The sequence below is a fragment of the Kitasatospora sp. NPDC096140 genome, assembly GCF_040303045.1.
Taxonomy (GTDB): Bacteria; Actinomycetota; Actinomycetes; order Streptomycetales; family Streptomycetaceae; genus Kitasatospora.
The window spans coordinates 119499-142740 of record NZ_JBEOUW010000008.1 but is presented as its reverse complement, the minus strand read 5'-3'; the positions used below and the strand labels follow the sequence as shown (position 1 = coordinate 142740).

At 74.9% G+C, this 23242-nt stretch carries 23 protein-coding genes; 14 read left to right on the top strand and 9 right to left on the bottom strand.

What is annotated here, in order from left to right; genetic code table 11:
- Window positions 1-73: 73 nt before the first annotated feature.
- Window positions 74-556, bottom strand: a complete 483-nt coding sequence (locus ABT048_RS10665; protein WP_350520975.1) for a nuclear transport factor 2 family protein — start codon at window positions 554-556, stop codon at window positions 74-76.
- A gap of 118 nt (window positions 557-674) precedes the next feature.
- Here ABT048_RS10665 and ABT048_RS10660 point away from each other — a divergent pair, with 118 nt between their 5' ends.
- The 3 genes from ABT048_RS10660 to ABT048_RS10650 all read left to right on the top strand — a co-directional run bounded on the left by ABT048_RS10660 (window position 675) and on the right by ABT048_RS10650 (window position 1659).
- A complete protein-coding gene (locus ABT048_RS10660; protein ID WP_350520974.1) occupies window positions 675-1238 on the top strand; it encodes a TetR/AcrR family transcriptional regulator in 564 nt (187 codons plus the stop codon).
- 105 nt (window positions 1239-1343) lie between these two features.
- Complete coding sequence (locus ABT048_RS10655) at window positions 1344-1487, top strand: hypothetical protein (protein WP_350520973.1); 144 nt, start codon at window positions 1344-1346, stop codon at window positions 1485-1487.
- Window positions 1480-1659: a hypothetical protein gene (locus ABT048_RS10650; RefSeq protein ID WP_350520972.1), complete on the top strand. Its 180-nt coding sequence runs from the start codon at window positions 1480-1482 to the stop codon at window positions 1657-1659. The genes ABT048_RS10655 and ABT048_RS10650 overlap by 8 nt, the downstream gene beginning before the upstream one ends.
- Before the next feature lie 7 nt (window positions 1660-1666).
- On the opposite strand, the gene ABT048_RS10645 is transcribed toward ABT048_RS10650, so the two are convergent.
- The gene (locus ABT048_RS10645; protein WP_350520971.1) at window positions 1667-2995 is read right to left on the bottom strand and encodes a DUF5685 family protein; all 1329 of its coding nucleotides are present in this window, start codon (window positions 2993-2995) and stop codon (window positions 1667-1669) included.
- Between the two features lie 272 nt (window positions 2996-3267).
- Window positions 3268-4011: a class I SAM-dependent methyltransferase gene (locus ABT048_RS10640; protein WP_350520970.1), complete on the bottom strand. Its 744-nt coding sequence runs from the start codon at window positions 4009-4011 to the stop codon at window positions 3268-3270.
- A gap of 248 nt (window positions 4012-4259) precedes the next feature.
- Here ABT048_RS10640 and ABT048_RS10635 point away from each other — a divergent pair, with 248 nt between their 5' ends.
- The 3 genes from ABT048_RS10635 to ABT048_RS10625 are packed head-to-tail and all read left to right on the top strand — an operon-like array spanning window position 4260 to window position 7052.
- Entirely contained in the window at window positions 4260-4826 is a 567-nt protein-coding gene (locus tag ABT048_RS10635) for a helix-turn-helix domain-containing protein (RefSeq protein WP_350520969.1), read from the top strand.
- The gene (locus ABT048_RS10630) at window positions 4823-6337 is read left to right on the top strand and encodes an MFS transporter (protein ID WP_350520968.1); all 1515 of its coding nucleotides are present in this window, start codon (window positions 4823-4825) and stop codon (window positions 6335-6337) included. The genes ABT048_RS10635 and ABT048_RS10630 overlap by 4 nt, the downstream gene beginning before the upstream one ends.
- 28 nt (window positions 6338-6365) lie before the next feature.
- Window positions 6366-7052, top strand: a complete 687-nt coding sequence (locus ABT048_RS10625; RefSeq protein ID WP_350520967.1) for an alpha/beta fold hydrolase — start codon at window positions 6366-6368, stop codon at window positions 7050-7052.
- A gap of 129 nt (window positions 7053-7181) precedes the next feature.
- Here the strand turns inward: ABT048_RS10625 and ABT048_RS10620 are convergent, their stop codons facing one another.
- Window positions 7182-8666 carry a DUF2252 domain-containing protein gene (locus tag ABT048_RS10620; RefSeq protein WP_350520966.1) on the bottom strand — a complete coding sequence of 495 codons (1485 nt, stop codon included), beginning with the start codon at window positions 8664-8666 and terminating at the stop codon, window positions 7182-7184.
- Between the two features lie 283 nt (window positions 8667-8949).
- On the opposite strand from ABT048_RS10620, the gene ABT048_RS10615 reads away from it, so the two are divergent.
- The gene (locus ABT048_RS10615) at window positions 8950-9372 is read left to right on the top strand and encodes a ribosomal maturation YjgA family protein (protein WP_350520965.1); all 423 of its coding nucleotides are present in this window, start codon (window positions 8950-8952) and stop codon (window positions 9370-9372) included.
- Between the two features lie 7 nt (window positions 9373-9379).
- On the opposite strand, the gene ABT048_RS10610 is transcribed toward ABT048_RS10615, so the two are convergent.
- Window positions 9380-10162 (bottom strand): SGNH/GDSL hydrolase family protein, encoded by a 783-nt coding sequence (locus tag ABT048_RS10610; RefSeq protein WP_350520964.1) that lies wholly within the window; start codon window positions 10160-10162, stop codon window positions 9380-9382.
- 219 nt (window positions 10163-10381) lie between these two features.
- On the opposite strand from ABT048_RS10610, the gene ABT048_RS10605 reads away from it, so the two are divergent.
- On the top strand, window positions 10382-11275 hold the full coding sequence (locus tag ABT048_RS10605) for an MBL fold metallo-hydrolase (protein WP_350520963.1): 894 nt from the start codon (window positions 10382-10384) through the stop codon (window positions 11273-11275).
- 295 nt (window positions 11276-11570) lie between these two features.
- Window positions 11571-12410 (top strand): dimethylargininase, encoded by an 840-nt coding sequence (gene ddaH, locus ABT048_RS10600; RefSeq protein WP_350520962.1) that lies wholly within the window; start codon window positions 11571-11573, stop codon window positions 12408-12410.
- Between the two features lie 173 nt (window positions 12411-12583).
- Here the strand turns inward: ddaH and ABT048_RS10595 are convergent, their stop codons facing one another.
- Window positions 12584-13765 carry a globin domain-containing protein gene (locus ABT048_RS10595; RefSeq protein ID WP_350520961.1) on the bottom strand — a complete coding sequence of 394 codons (1182 nt, stop codon included), beginning with the start codon at window positions 13763-13765 and terminating at the stop codon, window positions 12584-12586.
- A gap of 108 nt (window positions 13766-13873) precedes the next feature.
- Entirely contained in the window at window positions 13874-14317 is a 444-nt protein-coding gene (locus ABT048_RS10590) for an RrF2 family transcriptional regulator (protein ID WP_350520960.1), read from the bottom strand.
- A 400-nt stretch (window positions 14318-14717) separates the two neighbouring features.
- Here ABT048_RS10590 and ABT048_RS10585 point away from each other — a divergent pair, with 400 nt between their 5' ends.
- From ABT048_RS10585 to ABT048_RS10575, 3 genes are all read left to right on the top strand, one after another.
- Window positions 14718-16331 carry a choice-of-anchor I domain-containing protein gene (locus ABT048_RS10585; RefSeq protein ID WP_350520959.1) on the top strand — a complete coding sequence of 538 codons (1614 nt, stop codon included), beginning with the start codon at window positions 14718-14720 and terminating at the stop codon, window positions 16329-16331.
- A 167-nt stretch (window positions 16332-16498) separates the two neighbouring features.
- Window positions 16499-17134: a helix-turn-helix transcriptional regulator gene (locus tag ABT048_RS10580; RefSeq protein WP_350520958.1), complete on the top strand. Its 636-nt coding sequence runs from the start codon at window positions 16499-16501 to the stop codon at window positions 17132-17134.
- Between the two features lie 64 nt (window positions 17135-17198).
- On the top strand, window positions 17199-18329 hold the full coding sequence (locus ABT048_RS10575) for an aminotransferase class I/II-fold pyridoxal phosphate-dependent enzyme (protein WP_350520957.1): 1131 nt from the start codon (window positions 17199-17201) through the stop codon (window positions 18327-18329).
- Between the two features lie 142 nt (window positions 18330-18471).
- On the opposite strand, the gene ABT048_RS10570 is transcribed toward ABT048_RS10575, so the two are convergent.
- Window positions 18472-19254, bottom strand: a complete 783-nt coding sequence (locus ABT048_RS10570; RefSeq protein WP_350520956.1) for a glucosamine-6-phosphate deaminase — start codon at window positions 19252-19254, stop codon at window positions 18472-18474.
- Between the two features lie 437 nt (window positions 19255-19691).
- Window positions 19692-20099 carry a hypothetical protein gene (locus ABT048_RS10565; protein ID WP_350520955.1) on the bottom strand — a complete coding sequence of 136 codons (408 nt, stop codon included), beginning with the start codon at window positions 20097-20099 and terminating at the stop codon, window positions 19692-19694.
- A 702-nt stretch (window positions 20100-20801) separates the two neighbouring features.
- Between ABT048_RS10565 and ABT048_RS10560 the strand changes: the two genes are divergently transcribed.
- Window positions 20802-21563, top strand: coding sequence for a serine/threonine protein kinase (locus ABT048_RS10560; RefSeq protein WP_350520954.1), 762 nt, complete (start codon window positions 20802-20804; stop codon window positions 21561-21563).
- A 35-nt stretch (window positions 21564-21598) separates the two neighbouring features.
- Window positions 21599-23173 carry a serine/threonine-protein kinase gene (locus ABT048_RS10555; RefSeq protein WP_350520953.1) on the top strand — a complete coding sequence of 525 codons (1575 nt, stop codon included), beginning with the start codon at window positions 21599-21601 and terminating at the stop codon, window positions 23171-23173.
- The last annotated feature ends 69 nt before the right edge of the window (window positions 23174-23242 follow it).

Sequence of the window (23242 nt, the reverse complement as noted above, 5' to 3'; positions counted from 1 at the left end):
CCGGGCCGCCGACGCGGCGTCAGCAGCCCCCGGCCGAGGGCCCGTCAGGGCCGTCAGGGCCCGGGTGTGCGCCTCAGAGGCCGAGCGCCGTGAGGCCCGGGTGGTCGTCGGGGCGGCGGCCGGGCGGCCAGTGGAACAGGCGCTCCTCGGGCGTGATCGGCAGGTCGTTGATGGAGGCGTGGCGGTGCGCCATCAGTCCGTCCGGGGCGAACTCCCAGTTCTCGTTGCCGTAGGAGCGGTACCACTGCCCGGCGTCGTCGTGCCACTCGTAGGCGAAGCGGACGGCGATGCGGTCGCCGTCGTACGCCCAGAGCTCCTTGATCAGCCGGTAGTCGAGCTCGCGCTGCCACTTGCGGGTGAGGAACGCGGCGATCCGCTCGCGGCCGGTGAGGAACTCGGCGCGGTTGCGCCAGCGGCTGTCGGGTGTGTAGGCGAGGGCGACGCGCTGCGGGTCGCGGGTGTTCCAGGCGTCCTCGGCGGCCCGGACCTTCTGCCGGGCGGTCTCCTCGGTGAACGGGGGCAGGGGCGGGCGCTGCCCGTCGTGCTGGTCGGCCATGCGTGAACTCCTCGGGACGGGTACTCCACGGGATGGGTACTCGACGAGTGAGAACGATCGTTCTCGCGTCAGTGGTTACGATAGGAGAACTATCGTTCTCGCGCAAAGGGCACGGCAGATGGAGCACGAAGACCCGCGGACCCGCATCCTCGACGCGGCCGAGGAGCTGTTCTACGGGCAGGGCATCCAGGCGGTCGGCATGGACGCCGTCCGGACCGCCTCCGGCATGACGATGCGCCGCCTGTACCAGCACTTCCCGTCCAAGAACGACCTGGTCGAGGCCTACCTGCTGCGCCGCGACGGCCGCTGGCGGGAAAGCCTCGCCGCGTACGTCTCCCGCACCGGCGGACCGCCCCGGGACCGGCTGCTCGCGGTCTTCGACTGGCTCGGCCAGTGGTTCGCCGAACCCGACTTCCGCGGTTGCGCGTTCGTCAACTCCTTCGGCGAACTGGGTGCCACCACGCCCGTGGTGGCGGCCGTCGCACGGCACCACAAGGAGGAGTTCGCCGGCTATCTCGCCGGTCTGACCGAGGCCGCCGGCGCCCCGCCCGCCACCGCCGTGCACCTCACCCTGCTCGCCGAGGGGGCCATCACCACCGCGGCCGTCCACGGCGACCCGACGGCCGCCGCCGACGCCAAGGAGGCCGCCCGGCTGCTGCTGGACACGGCCCTCGCGGGCTGAGCCGGTCGCCTCGGCCGGAACGGGCCACGAGCCCCCGGGTGGGGCCGGGTCCGGCTCCAGGGGACGTTTATCGGCCATTGATCGTCGCCGCCTAGCCTCGGGCGCATGGACGACAGAACGGCCGAGTGGCCGGGAGCAGCGCCCGAGGGGCGGATGACGGAGCAGGACACCGAGCGGTTCCGGCAGTTGTTGGCGAGTTTGGAGCACTCGCTGGTGGCGGACCGGGAGGCGGCGGGGCGCGATGCCTGAGCTCGCCGAGTGGCGCCCGGTGGCGGTGGTTCCGCTGTGGCGGCGCGGCGAGGGCGGGGGTGAGCGGGCGGAACGCGAGGGCGTGGACCGGCCCGGGGTGCTGCGGGGGCACCCCGGGCCGACGTCGGTCGATCAGGAGGGGGCGGCGGGCGCCGCGGCCGAGGTCGACTGACGGGGGGTCAGCAGTCGCAGCCGCAGTCGCATCCGTCGCAACCGTCACAGCAACTGCAGCAGTCGCCGCACCCGTCGCACCCGCTGCAGCAGTCACAGCAGTCGCAGCAGTCGTGCCGCTCGCAGAAGCCCTTGCGGCGCTCGCGGCTGAACGGGTCGTTGTGGTCGCAGCAGAGCAGTTGGCACGTGCAGGCCATCAGTGCCCACACCGCGCACCCGGCGAGCAGGTTGCGCGGGTGCGGCGGCTTCGAACCGGGCGGGGTGAAGCCGGGACCCTGCGGCACCCACGGCGGCATCGGTGCGCCGGGGTCCTGGCCGGGCGGTGCCTGGTGGGGCGGCGCCTGGTGCGGGTGGTCGGCCACGGCGCCGCCGGTCGGGCCGTGCCCGGTGCCGTGGTCCTTGCCGTGTCCGGCGCTGTGCCCGGTGCCGTGGTCCTTGCCGTGTCCGGCGCCGGCCTTGGTGCGGCAGCTCGCCGCGTGCCGGGCTCCGAAGACCCGGTCGACGGCCTGCTCGGTCTCGTGCGCGAGCAGGACGTGGACCAGTGCCCGGTCGCTCAGCTCGACCTCGCCCAGCGCGAGCCGGATGCCGTGGACGGCGTCCCGGCACAGCCGTTCGGCCTCGGCGCGGTCGGTGCCGGTGGCGGTGAGCGGGTTCCAGGCGCCGGACGCGGCGTCGGCGGCCTGGTCCTCGGCGGCGTCGAGGAGGTGGGCCAGCCGGCCGAACAGCCGCCCGGCCTCCGCGAGCGGGGTGGCGTTGCCGGGGCGTCCGGCGATCACGGCCGTGTGCGCGAAGGCGGCGGCGGTGGCCGTCTCGGTGGGCTCGGTGACCAGCAGGACGGACCCGCCGGGCTGCAGCGAGCGCTCCAACTCACCCTGCCGGGAAGCCGCTTCGAGCAGGACGGCGGTGTCGAAGCCGACCGTCGAGGCACTGCCGGCGCTCTGCCGGTCCCACCGCCGGGTGACCGCGCGGGCCCCGGCGGCGACCGGGCGGCGGGCGAAGACGCCGTCGCGGTCCTCGACGTGGTCGCGGATCTTCACCGAGGCGAGGGCGAGCGAGACGGCGGCGGCGAGCCGGGCGCCCTCGCCCTTGGCGACGGAGGCGGTCCGCATGCCGCGCAGCGGGCACGGCCCGGCCGTGCGTCGCCAGGAGGAGTCCTCCCGGGCGGCCTGGGCCTCGACCAGGACGGAGATGATCAGACCGTCGTAGTTGGTGGCGGTCCGGGCGAACTGTCCGTGGTCGTCGCGCAGTGCGAGGCAGAGCCCGCACAGGTGGGCCATCCAGGAGGTCTGCAGCCGTTCCGACAGCCGGTGCTTGCACGGTCTGATGATGCCGAACACGATCGTCCCCGTCCCCCTCGCGCTGTGGCCGCTGACCGGCCACGATTCGCCGCACATCATATGATCAGCGGCGCGCCTGGGCCGAGCCCGAGACGAGGCCGGACCCCGGTCGAGGGCCGACCCCGGTCGAGGCCCGAGCCCCGGGGATCAGGAGGCCCCTGAGCAAGTGGCCGGTTCCCCGGCGGGGACGATCGTGCCGGCGGGAGCTCCGGGTTCGCCGGGTACTCCGGGTGCCCCGGTACTCCCGGCGGTCCGGGCGGTCCGAGCGGTCGTCAGGCGCGGCAGCGCAGCATCTCCAGCGGCGGGTACGCGAGGAGGTCCGCCCAGAAGTCCTCGCCGTGCTCGCGCAGTCCGGCCTCGGACACCTGCAGCGGCACCCACTCCAGCCCGCCGAACCCGGCGGCCCGCAGCGACTGCTCGTAGACCTCGCGGCGCGGGGCCGTGGCGACGATGCTGATCGGCTGCGGGTTGAGGAGCGCCGTGACCCGGATCCGCGGGCCCGTCTCGCTCTCCTCGCCGAGCGGCTCGCAGCGGAACCCGTACGTCTCCAGGGACGGACAGTCGAACCGGTAGTCCGGGTTCTGGGCGAGCAGGAAGAACTCCCCGCCGGGCGCCAGGTTCCGGTGGACGTTGCGGCACATCCGCTCCATCTCGGCGACGGAGCCCGCGTAGTTGAGGCACTGCACGCCCAGGGCGACGTCGAAGCGCCGGTCGAGCGGCCGCAGTTCGGCGACGTCCCCGACCTCGTAGCCCACGCCCAGCGGGTCGCGCTGCTCGATCCCCCGGGCGGCGGCGATCATCTCGCCGGAGATGTCGACCCCGAACACCTCCGCGGCGCCGCGCCGCTTGAACTCCCGGCTGTAGAAGCCGGTGCCGCAGGCCAGGTCGAGGACCGACCTGCCGCGCACGTCCCCGACCATGCCCAGGAAGCTCGGCACCTCGCCGAAGCGCATCAGGGGCAGGGACTTGAAGCCCTCGAACGCCTCGCCGATCCCGTCGTACTGCTGCACGCCCATCGCGTCGTCCTTCCGTCGGATCCGTGGTCGCGGCCGCGTCGTCGGGACGGGTCGCGGCCCCTGGCGGGCAGTCAACCGCACGCCGGCCAGGGCGCCGTACTGGTCGAAGCCACAAAGATGGGCGGCGTCCCGGGCCGGTCGGACGGGCGGGAGTACGGGCGGGAGTACGGGACCGGCGTGGCCGCGTCGCCGATCGGGACCGGGATATCCGGGGGAGTGGATCTCATATCCGGGATAGCATCGCGAATATGGGAATCGATACGGCCGTCGACGAGCGGCTGGCGCAACGGCTCGCCGAGCTGAGGCTCGAACGAGGGTGGACGTTGGAGGAGTTGGCGCGGCTGGCGGACATCAGCCGCTCGACGCTGTCGCGGGTGGAGCGGGCGGAGGTCAGCCCGACGGCGGCGCTGCTCGGGCGGCTGTGCGCCGTCTACGGGCGGTCGATGTCGCGGCTGCTCGCCGAGGTGGAGGCGGCGGGCCCGGCCGGGCTGGTGCGGGCCGGGGAGCAGCAGGTGTGGCGGGACGACAGCACCGGCTTCGTGCGCCGTTCGGTCTCCCCGCCGCACGGCTCGCTGCGGGCCGAGATCATCGAGGGGCGGCTGCCCGCCGGCGCCGACATCGCGTACGACCGCGCCTGCACGCCCGGCCGGGAGCACCACCTCTGGCTGTTCGAGGGGGCGTTGGAGCTGACCGTGGACGGCACGGCGCAGCTGCTCGCCCCCGGCGACTGCCTGCGCTACGTCGGCGCCACCAGCCGCTTCCGCAGCCTCGGCCCCGGCGACGCCCGGTACGCCCTGGTGGTGGTCGAGCCGTGAGCGCCACCGGCCCGATAGCCGGGCAGCGCTTCGACGCCGCCGGGCGCCGCGTCCTGCTGGTCTGCGTCGCGGGCGGCTTCACCACGCTGCTCGACCAGTCCGTGCTCAACACCTCCATCCCCGCGCTGCGCGAGAGCCTGCACGCCGGGCCCGCCGACCTGCAGTGGATCGTCGCCGGGTACTCGCTCGCGTTCGGCCTGGCGCTGATCCCCGGCGGGCGGCTCGGCGACGTCAAGGGCCGCAAGTGGTTCTTCGTCTCCGGGCTCGCCCTGTTCACGCTGGTCAGCCTGGTCTCGGCGACCGCGACCGAGCCCGCGGTGTTGATCGCCGCCCGGCTGGTGCAGGGGGCGGGCGCGGGCCTGGTCAACTCCCAGATGATCGGCACCCTCCAGGACGTCTTCGAGGGCCAGCTGCGGGCCCGCGCCCTCGGCATGTACGCCGTCACCGGAGGGCTCGCCTTCGCCCTGGGCCCGCCGATCGGCGGCGCGGTGCTGGCGGCGGTCGGCCCCGAGCACGGCTGGCGGCTGACCTTCCTGCTCAACGTGCCGTTCGGCCTGGCCACCGTCGCCCTGGCCGCCCGCCACCTGCCCAGGCCCCGCCCCAGCGCCCGGCACGCCGATCTCGACCTGGTCGGACTGCTGCTGGTCGGCGCGCTCACCCTCGCCCTGATGCTGCCGTTCGTCCGGCCCCCCGGCTGGACCGGCTGGGCGGCCTTCGTGACCGCCGCCGTCCTCCTGCTCGGCGCGCTCGCCGGGTGGCAGCGCCGCTACGCCCGCTCCGGCGGCCACCCGCTGATCCACCCCGCGCTCACCCGCTCCGCCCCGTACGCGCTCGGCACGGCGACGGCGATGGCCCAGTTCGGCTCCTCGCTCGCGGCGTCACTGGTCCTGACCATGTTCCTCCAGGACGGCCTCGGACTCTCCCCGATGGGCGCCGCGCTGGTCGCGCTGCCCTCCGCCGTCGCGATGGGCGTGGCCTCCGCGCTCGCCTGGCGGGTCGTCCAGCGCTTCGGCCGACGCACCGTCACCGTCGGCATGGCCGGCTCCGCCCTGGCCATGCTCGCCGGCGGCCTGGTCGCGCACTGGGCGTCCGCCGCCGTCCTGCCCTGGCTGCTGGCGCTGCTGCAGCTCCTCGGCGGCGCCTCGATCGGCCTGATGGGCTCCACCAACCAGGCCTTCGTGCTGCGTCACGCACCCGCCGAGGCGGCCGGGGTGAGCGGGGCGATCCTGCAGATGGCGCAGCGGATCGCGGCGGCCGTCGCCGTGTCGGCGCTGTCCGGCGTCTACCTGCGGGAGACCGCCGGGGGCGGCGGGCACCGCGCCGCCTACCTCACCGCGAGCACGGTCTGCGCGGCGGTGGCCGGCGTCGCCGTGCTGGCCTCGGTCCTCGCGGGCCGCGCCACCGCCCGGGAGCGGCACGGGGAGGAGCGGCACGAGGACGAGCAGCACGGGGAGGAGCGGCACGGGGAGGAGCCGGTCGCGCTGCGCCCGGGGCGAACGCCGGTCCGCTGACCGGCCCGCGGTCCGTACGGTGGTCGCCATGACCGACGTACGGACCGTGGACCTGCCCGATGTGACGCTCGCCTACCGTGAGAGCGGGCCCGCCGACGGCCCGCCGCTGGTCCTGCTGCACGCGCTCGGCGAGCGCGCCTCCGACTGGGACGTGGTGCTGCCCGCTCTCGCCCCCGGCCACCACGTCCACGCGCTCGACCTGCGCGGCCACGGCGACAGCGGCCGGCCGGGCGCCTACGGCCTGCCGGAGATGCGCGACGACGTGCTGGCCTTCCTCGACGCGCTCGGGCTGGACCGCGTCGACCTGGTCGGCCACTCGATGGGCGGGGCCGTCGCGTACCTCCTCGCCCAGGCCGCGCCGCAGCGCGTCCACCGGCTCGTCCTGGAGGACATCCCCGCCCTGTACCCGCGCCCCGCGAGCGCGCTGCCGGACGAGCCGGACGAGGACGTCCACTTCGACTGGGCGATGGTCCGGGCCGTCCGGGCCCAGCTCGACGACCCCGACCCGGCCTGGCGGGAGGGGCTGGCGGGGATCACCGCCCGCACCCTGGTGGTGGCGGGCGGCTCGGCCAGCCACGTCCCCCAGGAGCGGATCGCCGAACTCGCCCGGCGGATCCCGGACTGCCGCCTCGTCACGATCGAGGCCGGGCACCTGGTGCACGGTGCCCGGCCCGAGGAGTTCGTCGCCGTGGTGGCGCCGTTCCTGTCGGAGTGACCACCGGCGTGGACCGCACGTGCGGTCCACGCCTCCGCTCGGGGCGGCTACCCGGCCCGTCGGAACGGCCGGCGCGACCTCGGGGCGGCTACCGTCCCGCCGGAACGGCCGTGCGACCGGTCGGGTTGGCTACACGCCGTGCTCGACGGGCAGCCGCCCGCTGCGCACCGCCGTGAGCAGGTCGGCGTGGTCCGCCTCGGTGCGGTCCGCGTAGGCGACGGCGAAGGCCGCGACCGCCTCGTCCAGCGCCTCGCCCTTGCCGCAGTACCCGGCCAGCAGACCGGGGTCGGCGGTGTGGGCGTGCGCCCGGGCCAGCAGCGCGCCGGTGATCCGCGCGTAGTCGTCCAGCTGCGAGGGCTGCAGCGCGGCCGGGTCGACGCTGCCCTTGCGGTTGCGGAACTGCCGCACCTGGTAGGGGAGTCCGTCGACGGTCGTCCAGCCGAGCAGGGTGTCGCTGACCACCTGCATGTGCTTCTGGCCGAGCACCACCCGGCGGCCCTCGTGGCCGTCCTGTTCCGCCTGCGGCAGGTACGGCAGCAGCGCGGACGGGCGGGCCTCCTTCACCTGCAGCACCAGCGGCTGGTCCCGGTGGTCGGTGAGCAGCACCACGTACGAGCGGGTGCCCACGCTGCCGGTGCCCACGACCCGGAACGCCACGTCCTGCACCCGGTACCGGGACAGCAGCGTGCGCACCTCGGCGGGCACCGTCTCCACGTACGCGCCGAGCGCGTGGGCGACGGCCCGGGCGGTCGCGTCGGTCACCTCGGTGAGCACCGGGGGAGCGGCCGTGAAGCGCCAACCGCCGTCCGGCGTGCGGGTGGTACTGCGCGCCGCGAACTTCGCGCTGGTGTTGCCGAGCGCCTTGGCGCCGACCTTGCGCAGCACGTCCGCGAGGTCGTGCGCCTCGGCGAAGGACACCAACTGCTCGTCGGCGACGGCGTTCCAGGCGTCCAGGGCGGGCAGCTTGGCCAGCGTCCGCATGGTCCGGCGGTAGGAGCCGGCCGCGTGCTCGGCGGCCTCGCGCGCGGTGCTCTCGCGCGCGCCGGTCTCCCGGGCGGCCAGCACCAGGCTGGCGGCGAGCCGCTTGAGGTCCCACTCCCAGGGGCCGTGCACGGTCTCGTCGAAGTCGTTGATGTCCATGACGAGCTGGCCGCGCGCGTCACCGTACAGTCCGAAGTTGGCGGCGTGCGCGTCCCCGCACAGCTGGGCGCCGACCCCGGTCACCGGCGTGCCCGCGAGGTCGGCCGCCATCAGGCCGGCCGATCCGCGCAGGAAGGCGAACGGCGTGGCGGCCATCCGTCCCACCCGGATCGCCACCAGCTCGGCGATCCGGCCGGCGTTCGACGCCTCCAGCGCCTCCACGGCCGTCGGCCGCCCGGCGGTGACGGCGAACTCCGCGTGCCGCTCCCGGGGCATCCGCGCCCGCAGCTCCTTGCCGCGCTCCCGCGCCTGCCCGTCCTGGGCCGGGGCGAACCCGGCCACCGCGAACCCGCGCCGGGCCCGCCCCTCCGGGCCGCCCGCACCGGGCGCACTGCGCTGCGCCACGACGCCCGGCAGCCCGCCCCGGTCCCCCGTCGCTGCTCCCGGCTCCGCCCCGTCCACTGCCTCGGTCATCCGCGCCACCGCGCCCCGCCCGTCCCTTCCGGTCCTTACCCGCCCGCGACCTGCGCGGATGGTGATTCATCGGGGGGAGTGACGTCCGGGGCCGCGCGGTGGTTCCGGCCGGGCGGGTGGGGTTGGTCTCGCCCCCGGACCGGCGGCCGCACCCGACCCGTTCCGGCTGCTCTGCCTGCTCTGCCTGCTCTGCCCGATCTGCCTGCTCTGCCCGCTCCGCCGGGCCCGGGCGCGTCGGGTGGTGCGTGCGGCGCCCGGCCGGGCGGCCGGTAGCGTGGGCCGGATGGACGATCTTCGGGGGAACCTGCGTGCGCGTACGGCCGCAGGCGCGGCAGCAGTGGCGACGGTGGCCGCGGGCCTGGGCGTGCGGGCGGTGGCGGACGGGGACGTCACCAAGTACGCGGGGGACGCGCTCTACACCGTCCTGCTGTACTGCCTGGTCCTGCTCGCCGCGCCGCGGGTGCGCCCCGTCCGGGCCGCCGCGTGGGCGGCCGGGCTGAGCTGGGCGGTGGAGCTGTTCCAGCTCACCGGCCTGCCGGACGCGTGGGGCCGCCGCAGCGTCCTGGCCCGGCTCGTCCTCGGCTCGACGTTCAACCCGCCGGACCTGCTCTGGTACCTGGTCGGCGCGGCCGGTGCCGCGCTGCTCCACCGGGCGGCGCGGGGCGTGCGTCCCGCGGCGGCCGGTGGAGCGGCCCGACAGGGCTGACGATCCGTCAGAGTGGCATCAGGTCGGGCCGCTTGGGCTCGACGTGGTCGCCCGAGGACTCGCCGCGCAGGCGCCGGCCGACCCACGGGATCAGGTGCTCACGGGCCCACTGGAGGTTCTCGCGCCGCTGGTCGGCGGAGGTGAGCACGGGGGCGTCCGGCCACGGCGCCTCCGGGTCCTGCCCGGTGGCCAGGCCCAGCGAGCGGGCGGCCAGCAGGGCGACCCGCTGGTGGCCCTCGGGGGACAGGTGCAGGCGGTCCTCGCTCCACGCGCGGCGGTCCTGCACCGCGCGCAGCGACCAGAGGTCGGCCACCTTGCAGCCGTTGCGGTCGGCGACGGCCCGCATGTGCCCGTTGTAGGTGGCGATCTTGCCGCGCAGGTGCTTCAGCAGCGGAACGTCGCGGGTGTCGAAGCCGGTGCAGATCAGCACCGTCCCGGCGGATTCGGCGAGTTGGACGACGGCCGCCTCGAAGCGCTCGGCGACCTCGTCCGGGTCGGCGCCCGGCCGCAGGATGTCGTTGCCGCCGGCGCAGAAGGTGACCAGGTCGGGCTGGAGGCGACGGACCTCCGGCACCTGCTCGGCCGTGATCTGGTCCAGCAGCCGGCCGCGCACCGCGAGGTTGGCGTAGCGGAAGTCGCCCGGCGGACGCCCGTCGGCGAGCATCGCGGCCAGGCGGTCGGCCCATCCGGCGAACCTGCCGTCGACACCGGGGTCGTTCAGGCCTTCGGTGAAGCTGTCCCCGAGGGCGGCGTACGAATTGAGGTCGAGGGTCTCCTGGAGGTTCGGCATGAAAGAGATAGTTCACCTAATCAAGTGACCTACGCCACCGTAGGTGACCGTGGCGGCACGTGAGATGGACCACGTACCCTCGTCGGCCCCGCGCGGCGGCTCAGAGCGCCGTGCCCGGCAAAGCACAAGAACCGCACCCCCTTCCGCTTTCGGGCCCGTGCGGCCGATGCTTCGAGGGAGCGGCCGCCCCGGCCGCCGTCCATCTGGGGGAAGACATCCATGGCCACGAACCCGCGTTCCGACGTGCCCGAGAACTGGTCGATCGACGACCGCTGCACCAACTGCGACGTCGCCCGCCAGCTCGCCCCCGACCTGGTCCGCGAACACGCCGGCCGCTCCGAGCTGGTCCGCCAGCCGCGCGACGCGGCCGAACGCCGACAGCTGCTGGCCGCCGCCCACGCCTGCCCGACCCGCTCCGTCCGCCCCGGCTTCGGCCGGCTCGACCCGGCCGACGACCCCTTCCCGCTCGCCCTCGACGACGGCGTGCTGCTGCTCGGCCACAACTCCCGCCTCACGGCGGGCGCCAACTCCTACCTCTGCCGCCGCCCCACCGGCTGGGTGATGGTCGACACGCCCCGCTACAGCGAGGAGCTGGCCGCCCGCTACGCCGCGCTCGGCCCGGTCACCGACGTCCTGCTGACCCACCGTGACCACGCCCGGCACGGCCGGGAGTACGCCGACCGGCTCGGCGCCCGGCTCTGGATCCACGAGGGCGACCTCGACGCCGCCCCCGACGCGGACCGGGTGCTGCGCGGCACCGAGCCGGTGGAGATCGGTCCCGGCCTGGTCGCCCACCCGCTCCCCGGCCACACCCGCGGCAGCGTGCTCTTCGTCGCCGACGAGCGGTACTGCTTCAGCGGCGACAGCCTGTACTGGTCCCGCACCACCGGGGACGTGGAGGTGCACGAGGCCATCACCTGGTACTCGATCGAGGAGCAGGCGGCCTCGCTGGAGCGCAGCCTGGGCGTGCTCCGCTTCGAGTGGCTGCTCCCCGGGCACGGGGAGCGGCGCCGGATGCCCGCCGAGGAGGCGGACCGCCGGCTGCGTTCGCTGGCCGAGCGCTGCCGCAAGCTGCGGTCCGCGCCGGTGGACTTCGCCGCGGTCCGCTGGTAGCGGGCCCCGGGGCGCGGCAGGGTGCGGGTCCTGCGGCGCCGCTGGTACGGGCACCGAGGCGCCGCTGGTAACGGGCCCCGCGCCGCCGCGCCGACCGCGGTCCGCGCGCGGACCCGCCGGTAGCACCGGAGGACACGTGCGCCGGTGCTCGCGCCGGGTGCGCGGGGGCGTGCGTCCACCGGGGGCGCCCGCGCTGGTGTGCGAACGGTGCCGCCGGGGCAGCCGCCTCTGCAACAGAGAGGTGTTCCGTACCGGCGGAACCCCGAGCTCCCCGCGATCCAAGGACGGTTGAGCCATGCCCACGCAGACCCCGGAGCGCACCGCCCGGCCGCGGCGCTACCTGATGTGCAGGCCGACGCACTTCACCGTGGACTACGCGATCAATCCGTGGATGGATCCGTCCCAGCCCACCGACACCGCGCTCGCGCTCCGCCAGTGGGAGCGGCTGTACTGGACGTACCGCCGCCTCGGCCACACCGTCGAGCTGATCGACCCGCTGCCCGGCCTGCCCGACATGGTCTACGCCGCCAACGGCGCGACCGTGCTGGACGGCCGGGTGCTGGTGGCGACCTTCCGCCACCCGCAGCGCGCCGCCGAGTCGGACGCCTACCAGGCCTGGTTCCGGGCGCGCGGCTACCGCGAGGTGCGCCGCGCCGGGCAGGTCAACGAGGGCGAGGGCGACCACCTGGTGGTGGGCCGCCGGGTGCTCGCCGGGACGGGCTTCCGCAGCTCGCGCGCCGCGCACGCCGAGGCGGGCGAGCTGTTCGGCGTCCCGGTGGTCAGCCTGACCCTGGTCGACCCGCGCTTCTACCACCTGGACACCGCGCTGGCCGTGCTCGCGGACGACCACGTCATGTACTACCCGGAGGCGTTCGACGCCGACAGCCGCGCCGCGCTGCGCACGCTCTACCCGGACGCCGTCCTCGCCGACCGCGCGGACGCCGAGGCGTTCGGGCTCAACGCGGTCTCGGACGGGCGCCGGGTGCTGCTGCCGGAGACGGCCAAGAACCTGGCGGGCCGGCTCGCCGACCACGGCTACGAGCCGATCCCGGTGGACGTCTCCGAGCTGCTGAAGGGCGGCGGCGGGGCCAAGTGCTGCACCCTGGAGCTCAGGCCGGCCCCGGCCCCCGCGTGAACCGGACCGGCAGGGCCTGATGCCGTGCGGCATCCGGAGCGGTACGGCACCCGAAGCCGTACGGAACCCGGAGCCCGTGGGGAACCCGCAGCACTGCGGCACCGGCCCGCCCGTCGTCGTACGGGCGGACCGGTGCCGGTGCGGGGAGCCCGGTCAGGCCGGGGTTCCCGGGATCAGGCGCCGAGCCAGAGGTCCGGGCCGAACACCTCGTAGTGGATGTCCGCCGCCGGGACTCCGGCGGTCAGCAGCTGCTCGCGCACGGCGCGCAGGAAGGGCAGCGGGCCGCAGAGGTAGGCGGTGGTGCCGGCCGGGATCTCGACCGAGGCGAGGTTCACCAGTCCGGTGCGCTCGGCCGGCCACTCGCCGAGCGGCCGCTCGTAGAAGACGTGGGAGGTGGCGTTCGGCAGCTTGGCGGTCAGCTGCTCCAGGTCGGCGCGGAAGGCGTGGCTGAGCTGGTCGCGGTCGCCGTGCACCGAGACGATCCGGCGGGTGGAGCCGGTGGCGGCGAGGTGGTCGAGCATCGCGGTCATCGGGGTGTTGCCGATGCCGGCCGAGGCGAGCAGGACCGGGCCGTCGCCCTCGGCGAGGAAGACGTCGCCCATCGGGGCGGAGAGCTCGACGGTGTCGCCGGTGCGCAGGTGGTCCTGGAGGTGGCCGGAGACCTCGCCGCCGGCCTCGCGCTTGACGGTGAAGCGCAGCGCGCCGTCGGCCCCGCCGGAGAGGCTGTACTGGCGGATCTGCCGGGCGCCGTCGGGCAGTTCGGTGCGCACGGAGACGTACTGGCCGGGGCGGGAGGCCGGCACGGGGCGGTCGTCGGCCGGGCGGACGAGGTAGCTGGTGACGCTGTCGGTCTCCTGGTAGCGGGTGACCACGGTGTAGGGGCGCCACAGGTCGGCCGGGTCGCCGCCCGCGGCGGCCTCGGTGCGCAGCCGGTCCTCGACGGCGATCAGCGCGTTGGCCATCAGCCAGTAGACCTCGTCCCAGGCGGCGGCGACCTCGGGGGTGACGGCCTCGCCGAGGACCTCCACGATCGCGGCGAACAGGTGCTCGTGGACGATCTTGTACTGATCGTCGGCGATGCCGACCGAGACGTGCTTGTGGGCGATCCGCGCGAGCATCGCGTCGGGGCGCTGGTCCGGGTGGGCGAGCAGCGCGGTGGCGAAGGTGGCTATCGAGCCGGCCAGCGCCTGACGCTGGGTGCCGTTGGCCTGGTTGCCGCGGTTGAAGAGGTCGCGCAGCAGCTCGGGGTGGGCGGCGAACAGCCGGTCGTAGAAGCGCGGGGTGATGTCGCCGATGGCGGCGCCCACGGCGGGCAGGGTGGCTTCGATGACCTCGGCGGACTTCGCGGACAGCATCGGTCGGGCTCCTAACTGGTATCTGAGATTCGTATTTAAGGCCGTACGGTACCGAGCGGCCGCAGGGGCGCGGACCGGTCGGTGGAGTGGATCGGTCGGTGGGGCGGGTCAGTCGGTGGGGCGGATCGTGAGGCTGAGCAGGACCGGTCCGGTGGGGGCGGCCACCAGATCGTCGATGCAGTACGGGTCGAGCGTGGCGAAGAACGCCTCCTGGGCGTTGCGCAGCACCCCGCGCAGCCGGCACGCGGCCCGCAGCGGGCACGGCGGGTCGTCCTCGCAGCCGACCACGTCGCCGACGCCTTCCAGCTCCCGCAGCAGTAGTCCGAGCGAGCCGGTCCGCCCGGCGAAGGTGATCATCAGCCCGCCGCCGCGACCGCGCCGGGCCTCCACCACCCCGAGGTGCTGCAGGCGGCTGACCACCTTCGCCGCGTGGGTGTACGGCACGCCGACCGACTCGGCCACCTCGCGGGTGGTCGGGGTGTCGCCCTCGGCGAGGACCGCCAGCCGCATGGCGATGCGGAGGGCGATGTCGGTGCTCTTGGTCAGCCTCACGTTCGAAACGCTATCGAATGCGACTCCACAATTCCAATTTTCTGCACGACCCCGACCGGAGTGGTCCGGAAGCTGCCCGAAGAACCGGTCGAATCTGAACAGTTGGCGACATTAGCGGTCACTCCCTGACGGGTGGTCAGGGCGGCTTCTACGCTTCGTGCGGCCCGGGGCCCGCCCCGCGCGTGACGCACGGCACAGCCGCACCACCCGTACCGCACCACCCGTACCGAGCAGCACGGCCCGTGCCGCACCGCACCACCCGTACCGCACCACCCGTACCGAGCAGCACGGCCCGTGCCGCACCGCACCGCCCGTACCGAGCGCCACCCCGACCGCCGACCGCCGACCGAACGGAGAGACCGTGAGAACACGCCGAGCACCCCGTCGAACCCCGACGGCCGTGACCGCGATAGCCGCGGCCACGGCCGCACTGCTGTCCCTGCCCGCCACCACCGCCGGGGCCGCCGCCCCGCCGCCGGCCGTCACCGCCCAGGTGCCGGTGGCCCCCTACCCGGCGGGCGTCGCCCTGGCGCCGGACGGCGGCCACGCCTACGTGACCAGCCAGAGCAGCGGCACCGTGAGCGTTCTGGACACCGCGAACAACACGGTGTCCGGCAGCTTCACCGCCGGCACCGGCTCCTACGCGGTCGCCCTCGCGCCGGACGGGCACCGCGCCTACCTGACGCACCACCTGGACAACACGGTCAGCGTCGTGGACACCGCGACGAACACGGTGACCGCGACCGTCCCGGTCGGCACCCAGCCCTGGGGCCTCGCCCTCTCCCCGGACGGCTCGCGCGCCTACGTGAGCAACGCCTCCGCCAACACGGTGAGCGTGCTGGACACCTCCTCGAACACCGTGACCGCGACCGTCCCGGTCGGCGCCGAGCCGCACGGGCTGGCCGTCTCGCCCGACGGCAAGCGGCTGTACGTCGCGGCCTCCGGTGACAAGGCGGTGAACGTCGTCGACACCGTGGGCAGCGCGGTGAGCGCCACCGTTCCCGTCGGCCACAGCGCCTTCGGCCTGGCACTCGCCCCGGACGGCAGCCGGCTCTGGGTGGCCGACGGCGACGACAGCACGGCCGCCGTGATCGACACCGCGGCGAACACGCTCCTCGGCACCGTCCAGGTCGGATCCGGCCCGTACGCCGTCACCGTCGCCCCCGACGGTGCGACCGCGTACGTGTCCGACTACGCCGACAACACGCTGAGCGTGGTGGACACCGCCACCCGCACCGTCACCGCGACCGTTCCGGTCGGCGCGAGCCCGTACACCCTGGCGCTGGCCGCCGACGGGCGGCACGGCTACCTGGCCGACTTCGCCGGCAACGCCGTGCAGGTGCTGAACTTCCCGCTGCCCGTACCGGCCGTGACCGCGATCGCCCCGAGCAGCGGCTCCGGGACGGGCGGCACCGTGGTGACGATCACCGGCACCGACCTGAACGGCGCCACCGCGGTGACCTTCGGCGCGGCCGGCCCGGCCACCGCGTTCAGCTGCACCAGGACCAGCTGCACCGCGACCGCCCCCGCCACCACCGTGACCGGCCCGGTGGACGTCCGGGTCACCACGCCCGGCGGCACCAGCGCGGCCGTCGCCGCCGACCGCTTCACCTACGCCGCGCCCAGCGCCCACCTGGCCGTGGCGCTCACCGCGACCCCGGTCACCCAACTGCTCGCCAGCCGCGTCGACTACACGGTCACGCTCACCAACCAGGGCCCCGACCCGATCACCGCGGCCACCGTCACCGCCGGCCTGCCCAGCGGCCTGACCACCACCTCCACCGACTGCACCGTGGCCGCCGGGAAGCTCACCTGCACGCTGGCCGCCCCGCTCGCCAAGGGCGCGACCGTCACCCGGCACTTCACGATCCAGGTCGGAGTGCTCTCGCTGATCCGCAGCTGGGACGTCACCGTGGCCCGCACCGCAGGCACCCCCGCCGACCCGTCGCCCACCACCAGCCGGGACACCCGCAGCTGCTCCTCCGTCCTCGGACTGTCGATCACCTGCACGTAGCACCCGCCTGTACGTAGCACCCGCCTGCACCCAGTACCCGCCGTCGAACCGCGGCGCGGAGGCCCCGCCGGAACCCGGGAGTCCTGCCGGACCCCGGGCCCGTCCGGCGGGGCCTCCGCCGTCGGCGGTCCTGGACGAAGTGTCCGGGCCGGACGTACAGTCCGAACATGCCCTCGGAGAACCCCGACCCGCGCGTCCGGACCTTCGCCCCGGCCTGCCGCGCGGTGGCCCTGCTGCTCGGCCCGTACGCCGAGGTGGTGCTGCACGACATCGCCACCGACCGGGTGCTCGCCATCTGGAACCCGATGACCCCCCGCGCCCCGGGCGACCCGTCGATGCTCGGCGAACTGGACGAGGTCGACCCCACCGCCCCCGACGTCTACGGCCCGTACGAGAAGGCGCTGCCCGACGGCCGCCGGCTCTCCGCCGTCAGCGCCGTGCTGCGCGACGACGCCGGACAGCCCTCGGCGGTGCTCTGCGTCAACCTCGACCGGGGCCCGCTGGAGCAGGCCGCCGCCCTCCTCGCCGGCTTCGCCGCCCCCAGCGCACCGCGCCCCGAGCCGCTCTTCGAACGCGACTGGACGGAGCGGATGAACGACGTGATCGCCGGCCACGCCCGCGCCCGGGGGCGCCCGCTGGAGCGCTTCACCCGCGAGGACCGGCTGGCCGTGCTGCGCGAACTCGACCAGGCCGGGGTGTTCGCCGTCCGCCGGGCCGTCCCGGTCGTCGCCACGGCGCTGCGGATATCCCGCTCGACCGCCTACAGCCTGCTCGCCGAGCTCAAGCACCCCGCCGGCCCGTAAGGCCGTAGGACCGCAAGGCCCGACGGCCCCGCAGCACCCCAGGCCCCAGGAAGGAACGGCCCCCATGCCCCAGCTCCCCGACTTCCGGCTCGAAACCCACCTCTCGCGCTGGGAGTTCACCGCACCCCACCACCTCACCGCCTCCGACGCCCAGACCATGACGATGGCCGAGCTGCTCGCCCTGGCCGGCCCCGAGGACCGCGAGGCCTGGGACACCCTCGCCCTCGGCTACACCGAGACCTTCGGCGACCCCGGGCTCCGCCGGGCGATCGCCGGGACGTACGAGCGGGTCGACGAGGACGACCTGATCTGCTTCGCCGGGGCCCAGGAGGGGCTCAACCTCGCCATGCAGGTGCTGCTCGAACCGGGCGACCACGCGGTGGTGGTGACCCCCGGCTACCAGTCCGCCGAGACCGTCCCGCTCTCCCTGTGCGAGGTCACCGGCGTCGCCCTGGACGACCGGAGGGACTGGGCGCTCGACCTCGACGCCGTCGAGGCGGCGCTGCGCCCGAACACCAGGGTGCTGTCGGTCAACTTCCCCAACAACCCCACCGGCGCGCTGATCGACGCCGCCGACTTCGCCCGGCTCGTCGAACTCTGCGACGAGCGCGGCATCCGGCTCTTCTCGGACGAGGTCTACCGCGGCCTGGAGCAGGATCCGGCCCGCACCCTGCCGCAGGCCGCCGACCTCTCCGAGCGGGCCCTCTCGCTCAACGTCACCTCCAAGTCGCTCGGCCTGCCCGGCCTGCGGATCGGCTGGATCGCCTGCCGGGACCGCGAGGTGCGCTCCCGCCTGGAACGGGCCAAGCACTACACCACGATCTGCAACTCGGCGCCGAGCGAGGTGCTGGCCCGGATCGCGATCACGGCCCGCGAGCGGATCCTGGCGCGCAACCGCGGCATCATCGCCGAGAACCTGCCGCTCTTCGACGCCTTCTTCGCCGAGTTCGCCGACCTCTTCGAGTGGCGGGCCCCGGACGGCGGCTGCGTCGCCTTCCCGCGCTACCTCGGGGCGGACGGGGTGGAGGACTTCTGCGCCGGGCTGGTCGAGCAGGCGGGCGTCATCCTGCTGCCCGCGAGCACCTTCCGCTCCGAACTGACGCCCACCCCGACCGACCGCTTCCGCCTCGGCATCGGTCGGCGCGACCCGGGCCCGGCCCTGGAGGCCTTCGCCGGCCGGCTCCGCAAGCGCTGACCGGCTCGGGCCCCGCCGGGCGGCGTGTGGCGGACCGCCGCGCCCGGCGCTGGCGCCCGCGCGCCCGAACGAGCCGGGGCGCCGGCCACCGAGGGGATCGGTGGCCGGCGCCCCGGCCGTCACGGCTGCGCCGCGGGAGCGCTCAGAGCTTCTGCCAGGACGGCTTGGCCGCGTAGGTGTCGCGGAAGTAGTCGGCGAGCTTGAGGCGGGAGGCGGCGGCCTCGTCGACCACCACGGTCGCGTGCGGGTGCAGCTGGAGCGCCGAGGCGGGGACGACGGCGGACAGCGGGCCCTCGACGGCGAGGGCGACGGCCTCGGCCTTGGCCTCGCCGGTGGCGAGCAGCACCAGGTGGCGGGCCTCCAGGATGGTGCCGATGCCCTGGGTGATGACGTGGTGCGGGACCTCGTCGATGCTGTCGAAGAAGCGCGCGTTGTCCTCGCGGGTCTGCCGGGTCAGGGTCTTGATCCGGGTCCGGGAGGCCAGCGAGGAGCAGGGCTCGTTGAAGCCGATGTGGCCGTCGGTGCCGATGCCGAGCAGCTGGAGGTCGACGCCGCCGGCCTCGGCGAGTGCACGGTCGTAGGCGGCGGCCGCGCCGGCGATGTCCGCCGCATTGCCGTCCGGGCCCAGGAAGGAGTCCTCGGTCAGACCGAGCGGCTCCACGACCTCGTGCAGCACCACGGAGCGGTAGGACTCCGGGTGGCCGGCCGGCAGGCCGACGTACTCGTCCAGCTGGCAGATGCGCGCCCGGGAGGCGTCCAGCCGGCCGTCGCCGACCCGGGCGGCGAGGGACTGGTAGATCGGCAGCGGGGTCGAACCGGTCGCCACGCCGAGCAGGGCGTCGGGCTTGTCGGTCAGCAGATCGGTGATCGCCGCGGCGATGAGTTCGCCGGCCGCCCGGGCGTCTGGGACGATCACGATTTCCATACTGGGTCCACCGTTCTGAGGCGCGTCTGAGGTCTAGACCTCCGAGGTCTAGACCAGTTTGCCGTGAACGGGTGCCCCAGGTCCACCCGGGGCCCGGTCGGAGCCGGTCCGTGGCCTGCTGTTCTCCCGCCGGGCTCCGGGGTGGGGACTCCGCGCGGTGGTGGCCGGGTGGTGGCCGGGTGGTGGCCGGGTGGTGGGTGGCCGGGCCCCGGCGCGGGGCCTGGGTGTCGGCCCGGCCCGGGCCAGGGCGTCGGACGAGCCCGAATGCCGACGGGTCCCAACTCCGACAGGCCCGAACGCCGACGGGCCGGTCGCCGGGAACGGGGGTCCCGGCGACCGGCCCCGAGCGGGGCGGCGCCCCGGCTCGTCCTGTCGTCACCGCTGCCGTTCGGTCGTGCCGGCGGCGGCGCGCGTGCTGCCCGTCAAGGGCCCCGTGATCAGAACGGGTTGGTACAGGTGGTGACCTGCTTGGCCGCGTCCAGCGCCGGGCCGGCGGTGGCGCAGATCATGTGCAGGTCGGTGGTGACGACGCGCGGGGTGACGGCCTTGGCGGAGCCGAACCGTACGGTGGTGGCCGAGGCGGCGGTCTCCCACGGGCTGCCCCACGCGGCCTGGGTGCGGACCTCGACCTTCACGATCGTCAACTGGCCCGGGTCGGCGGTGACCTGGGCGACGCCGACGAAGCCCTCGCCGTCGGTCTGGTGCGAGACGCAGGGGCGGTTGAGCACCGTGACGCAGGCCACGGCGTCGGTCTCGGACGTTGCCGTGGCAGCCAGGGCCGGGCCCGCCGTCAGCCCGGCGATCCCTGCCACCGTCATCATCACAGCTGCGATCCGAGTGCGCATGATGCGAACCTCCTTGGAAATTAAGGGAATCTCACTCCTTGGGATGAGTGTTGCACACATTGTGGACGTCGCGTGTGTGCGTTGCGTCACACTCATGGTGACCATTCAACTACATGCTGCAACCATTCACCGAGTGTTCGGTATCCGGACAGCTGCCGATCTGACGGATGATCAGTTCGTGCGCGATGGCACCGTCCGGCGTTCTGCCTCCGCCCCGCCGTCCGGCGGTGCCGGGGTGCCGGTCCGACGCGCAGCATCTCCCCAGCTCAGCACCGGTTTTCCCGGGTGAACGGGGTGGGATCGCCCGGCCGAAACCGTTGCCCGACGCTTCGCGGTCCGCGGGTCGTCCCGGGCCGCGCCCGGAAGGCGCCCGGGTCGCCGTACGGGGGTGGACGGACACGGTGCCCGTGCTGCCGAAGGGGTCCGTGCGGTCCGGACGGCGGCGGATCGGCGTGTCCTCCACGCCTCCTTGACCGTCTCTTGGATCACCCTTTGCCTCTCTGGTCACGTGGGTGCCCGGCGCGGCACGGCCCCCGAAACGGTCGCCGGAGCGCGTCGCCGACGTGCTCCTCGCGGTGAGTGGACGGCAACTCCCGGCGGGCCGGGCGGGGTTGGCGGTGTCCCTTCACTCGTCCGGGTGGCGGTTTGCCTCCGGGGCGAATCGGGCGGATACCATCGATCCGATCCCACGGAGGTGGCTGCGTGGACACGGTCATCGTGCAACTTCCCTGTCCGGGGCCCGAGATGGCGCCCCGAGAAGCGCCCGGTCTGGTGCGGATGGGCCCCGGCGAGGCCGCGGTGTTCGGCCGCGGCGAGCCCGGCCGGCCGGTCGCCATCCCACTGCCCGACCAAGGTGTCTCCCGCCGCGCGGGCGAGGTGGTCGCGGCCGAGGACTACTGGCGGCTGTCCAACTTCAGCGGCTCCGCCACCTACGTCGTGGAGAACCTGGAGGGCGCGGGCGAGCACATCAAGGTCGCCCCCGGCCGGCTCGGCGCGCCCGTGCCGTTCGAGCTCTCCCGGGTGCTGCTGCCCGCGCTGGGCGAACCCGCCTCCTTCAAGGTCTTCGCCCCGCAGCACGCCTACCTGGACGGCCGGCCCGGCGGCGCCGACGGCGAACACACCGTCAGCCCCTTCGCCCTGGACCCGACCGCCAAGTACTTCCTGGTGCTGCTCGCGCTGTGCGAGCCGCGGTTGCGCTCGCCCTCCGCCGCCGTCGTCCCGGGCGTGACCGAGGTGCTGGCCCGGCTGCGCGCCCTGCCCTCCTGCCGCGGGCTCACCCGCTCGGCGGTGAACTACCACATCGACTACCTGGTGGAGACCAAGCTGCGGCTCCGCGAGCCGTACGAGGAGGGCCCGGGTGGCGGCAAGCGCGAGGAACTCGCCGCCCTGGCACTGAAGTTCGACCTCGTCCGGGAGGAGCACCTGGCCCTGCTCCCGCCCCGGCGCGCGGCCGCCCGGCCGTGAAGCCCGCCGCCGGGCCCGGGCCGGAGCCGTCCGGGATGCACGGGCCGTCCGAGCAGCCAGGGGCGCAGGGGCCGTCCGAACAGCCCGAGCCCTCGGAGGCGCGCCCGCCGGAAAGCCGTGGGCCGGAGAGCCGTGGGCCGGAGGGCGGCCCGCCCTTCGACGTCCCGGACGGCTACCCGATCGCCGGCTACCGCCTCGGCGCGTTCCTCGGCGCGGGCGCGTGGGGCAGCGTCCACGCCGCCGAGGGCCCGGACGGCACCCGGGCCGCCGTCAAACTGCTCGGGGCCGCCCGGTTCAGCCCCGGTCAGCGTCGGACGGTGGCGCAGATGGCCCGCAGCGAGCAGCGCTTCAGCCGCCGCGCCGACCACCCGAACCTGATCCGCACCCTCGCCGTGGTCACCGTCGAGGACCCGGACCACCCGGCCCTGGACGGCGCCGTCGCCCTGGTGATGGAGCGTGCCGCCCGCAGTCTCCAGGATGTGCTGGCCGCCGCCCGACCGGGCACGGCGGTGCCCGGCGCCGAGCGCGTCCTCGCCGAGGTCTGCGCGGGGCTGACCCACATGCACCGGGCCGGCTGGGTGCACGGGGACCTGAAACCGGCCAATATCCTCCTGATGCCCGACGGCAGCGCCAGGATCGCCGACTTCGGCCTCACCGCCGAGCTGGAGGGCACCCACGCGTACGCCCCGCCGCTCGGCTCGCCCGACCACGTCCCGCCCGAGTGGTGGTCCCAGCGCACCGGCGCGCGCGGGGTCGCGGTGCGCCCCAGTGCCGACGTCTGGGCCTTCGGGGTGATCGCCCACCAGCTGCTCACCGGCGGGCTGCACCCCTTCCTCGGCGCCACCGCCCGGGCCCGCTCGCTGGCCGCCCAGGCGTACGCGCGCGGGGCCGCGCCGCTGCGGCTGGACGAGGCGCTGCCCGCACCCTGGCGGCCCGTGGTCGCCGCCTGCCTGGCCCCCGGGCGGGAGGAGCGGGCCCGCGTCGACCTCGCCGCGCTGGTCGCCCGGGCGACCGCCGGTCCGGCCCGGCGTCGCCGCGCCGCGCTGCGGGCCGGTGCGGGTGCGCTGGCCTGCGCGTTCACCGTCCTCGCACTGACCGGGGGGCCGGAACCCGCCGGCCCGGGCGCCCACCGCGGCCCGCCCCCGCTGCCCGGCGCGATCCCGGCGGACTCGGACGTCCCGGTCGCCTACCGGGACATGATCCTGAACGCCGCCCGCCGCTGCCCCGAGCGGGAGGTCACCCCGGTGCTGCTGGCCGCGATGCTGAAGGCCGAGAGCGGCTTCGACCCGAACGCCGCCCGCCCGGAGACCGGCGAGTACGGCATCGCCATGTGGACGCCCGCCGTCTTCGACGCCTGGGCCAAGGCGGCCACCCACGCAGGCCCCAAGTCCTACCTGGACCCGGGCGACGCCATCGCCGCGATGGGCAACTACGTCTGCTGGCTGGACCAGCAGCTCAAACGGGCCGGGTTCACCCGCGACCTGCCCGCGCTGGTCTCGGCCGCCTACCGGACCAGCGACAAGACGGTGGAGTCGGCCGGGGGAGTCCCGGACCGGGTCCGCGCGCATGTCGACAAGGTGCTCCGCTACCTCGCCGACTACGGAGGGTGAGGGCGGGGGTCGGGACGAGTTGTGCCACATCCATACGCATCCCGGCGCGGGCACCCGGGCGAGCGGCCG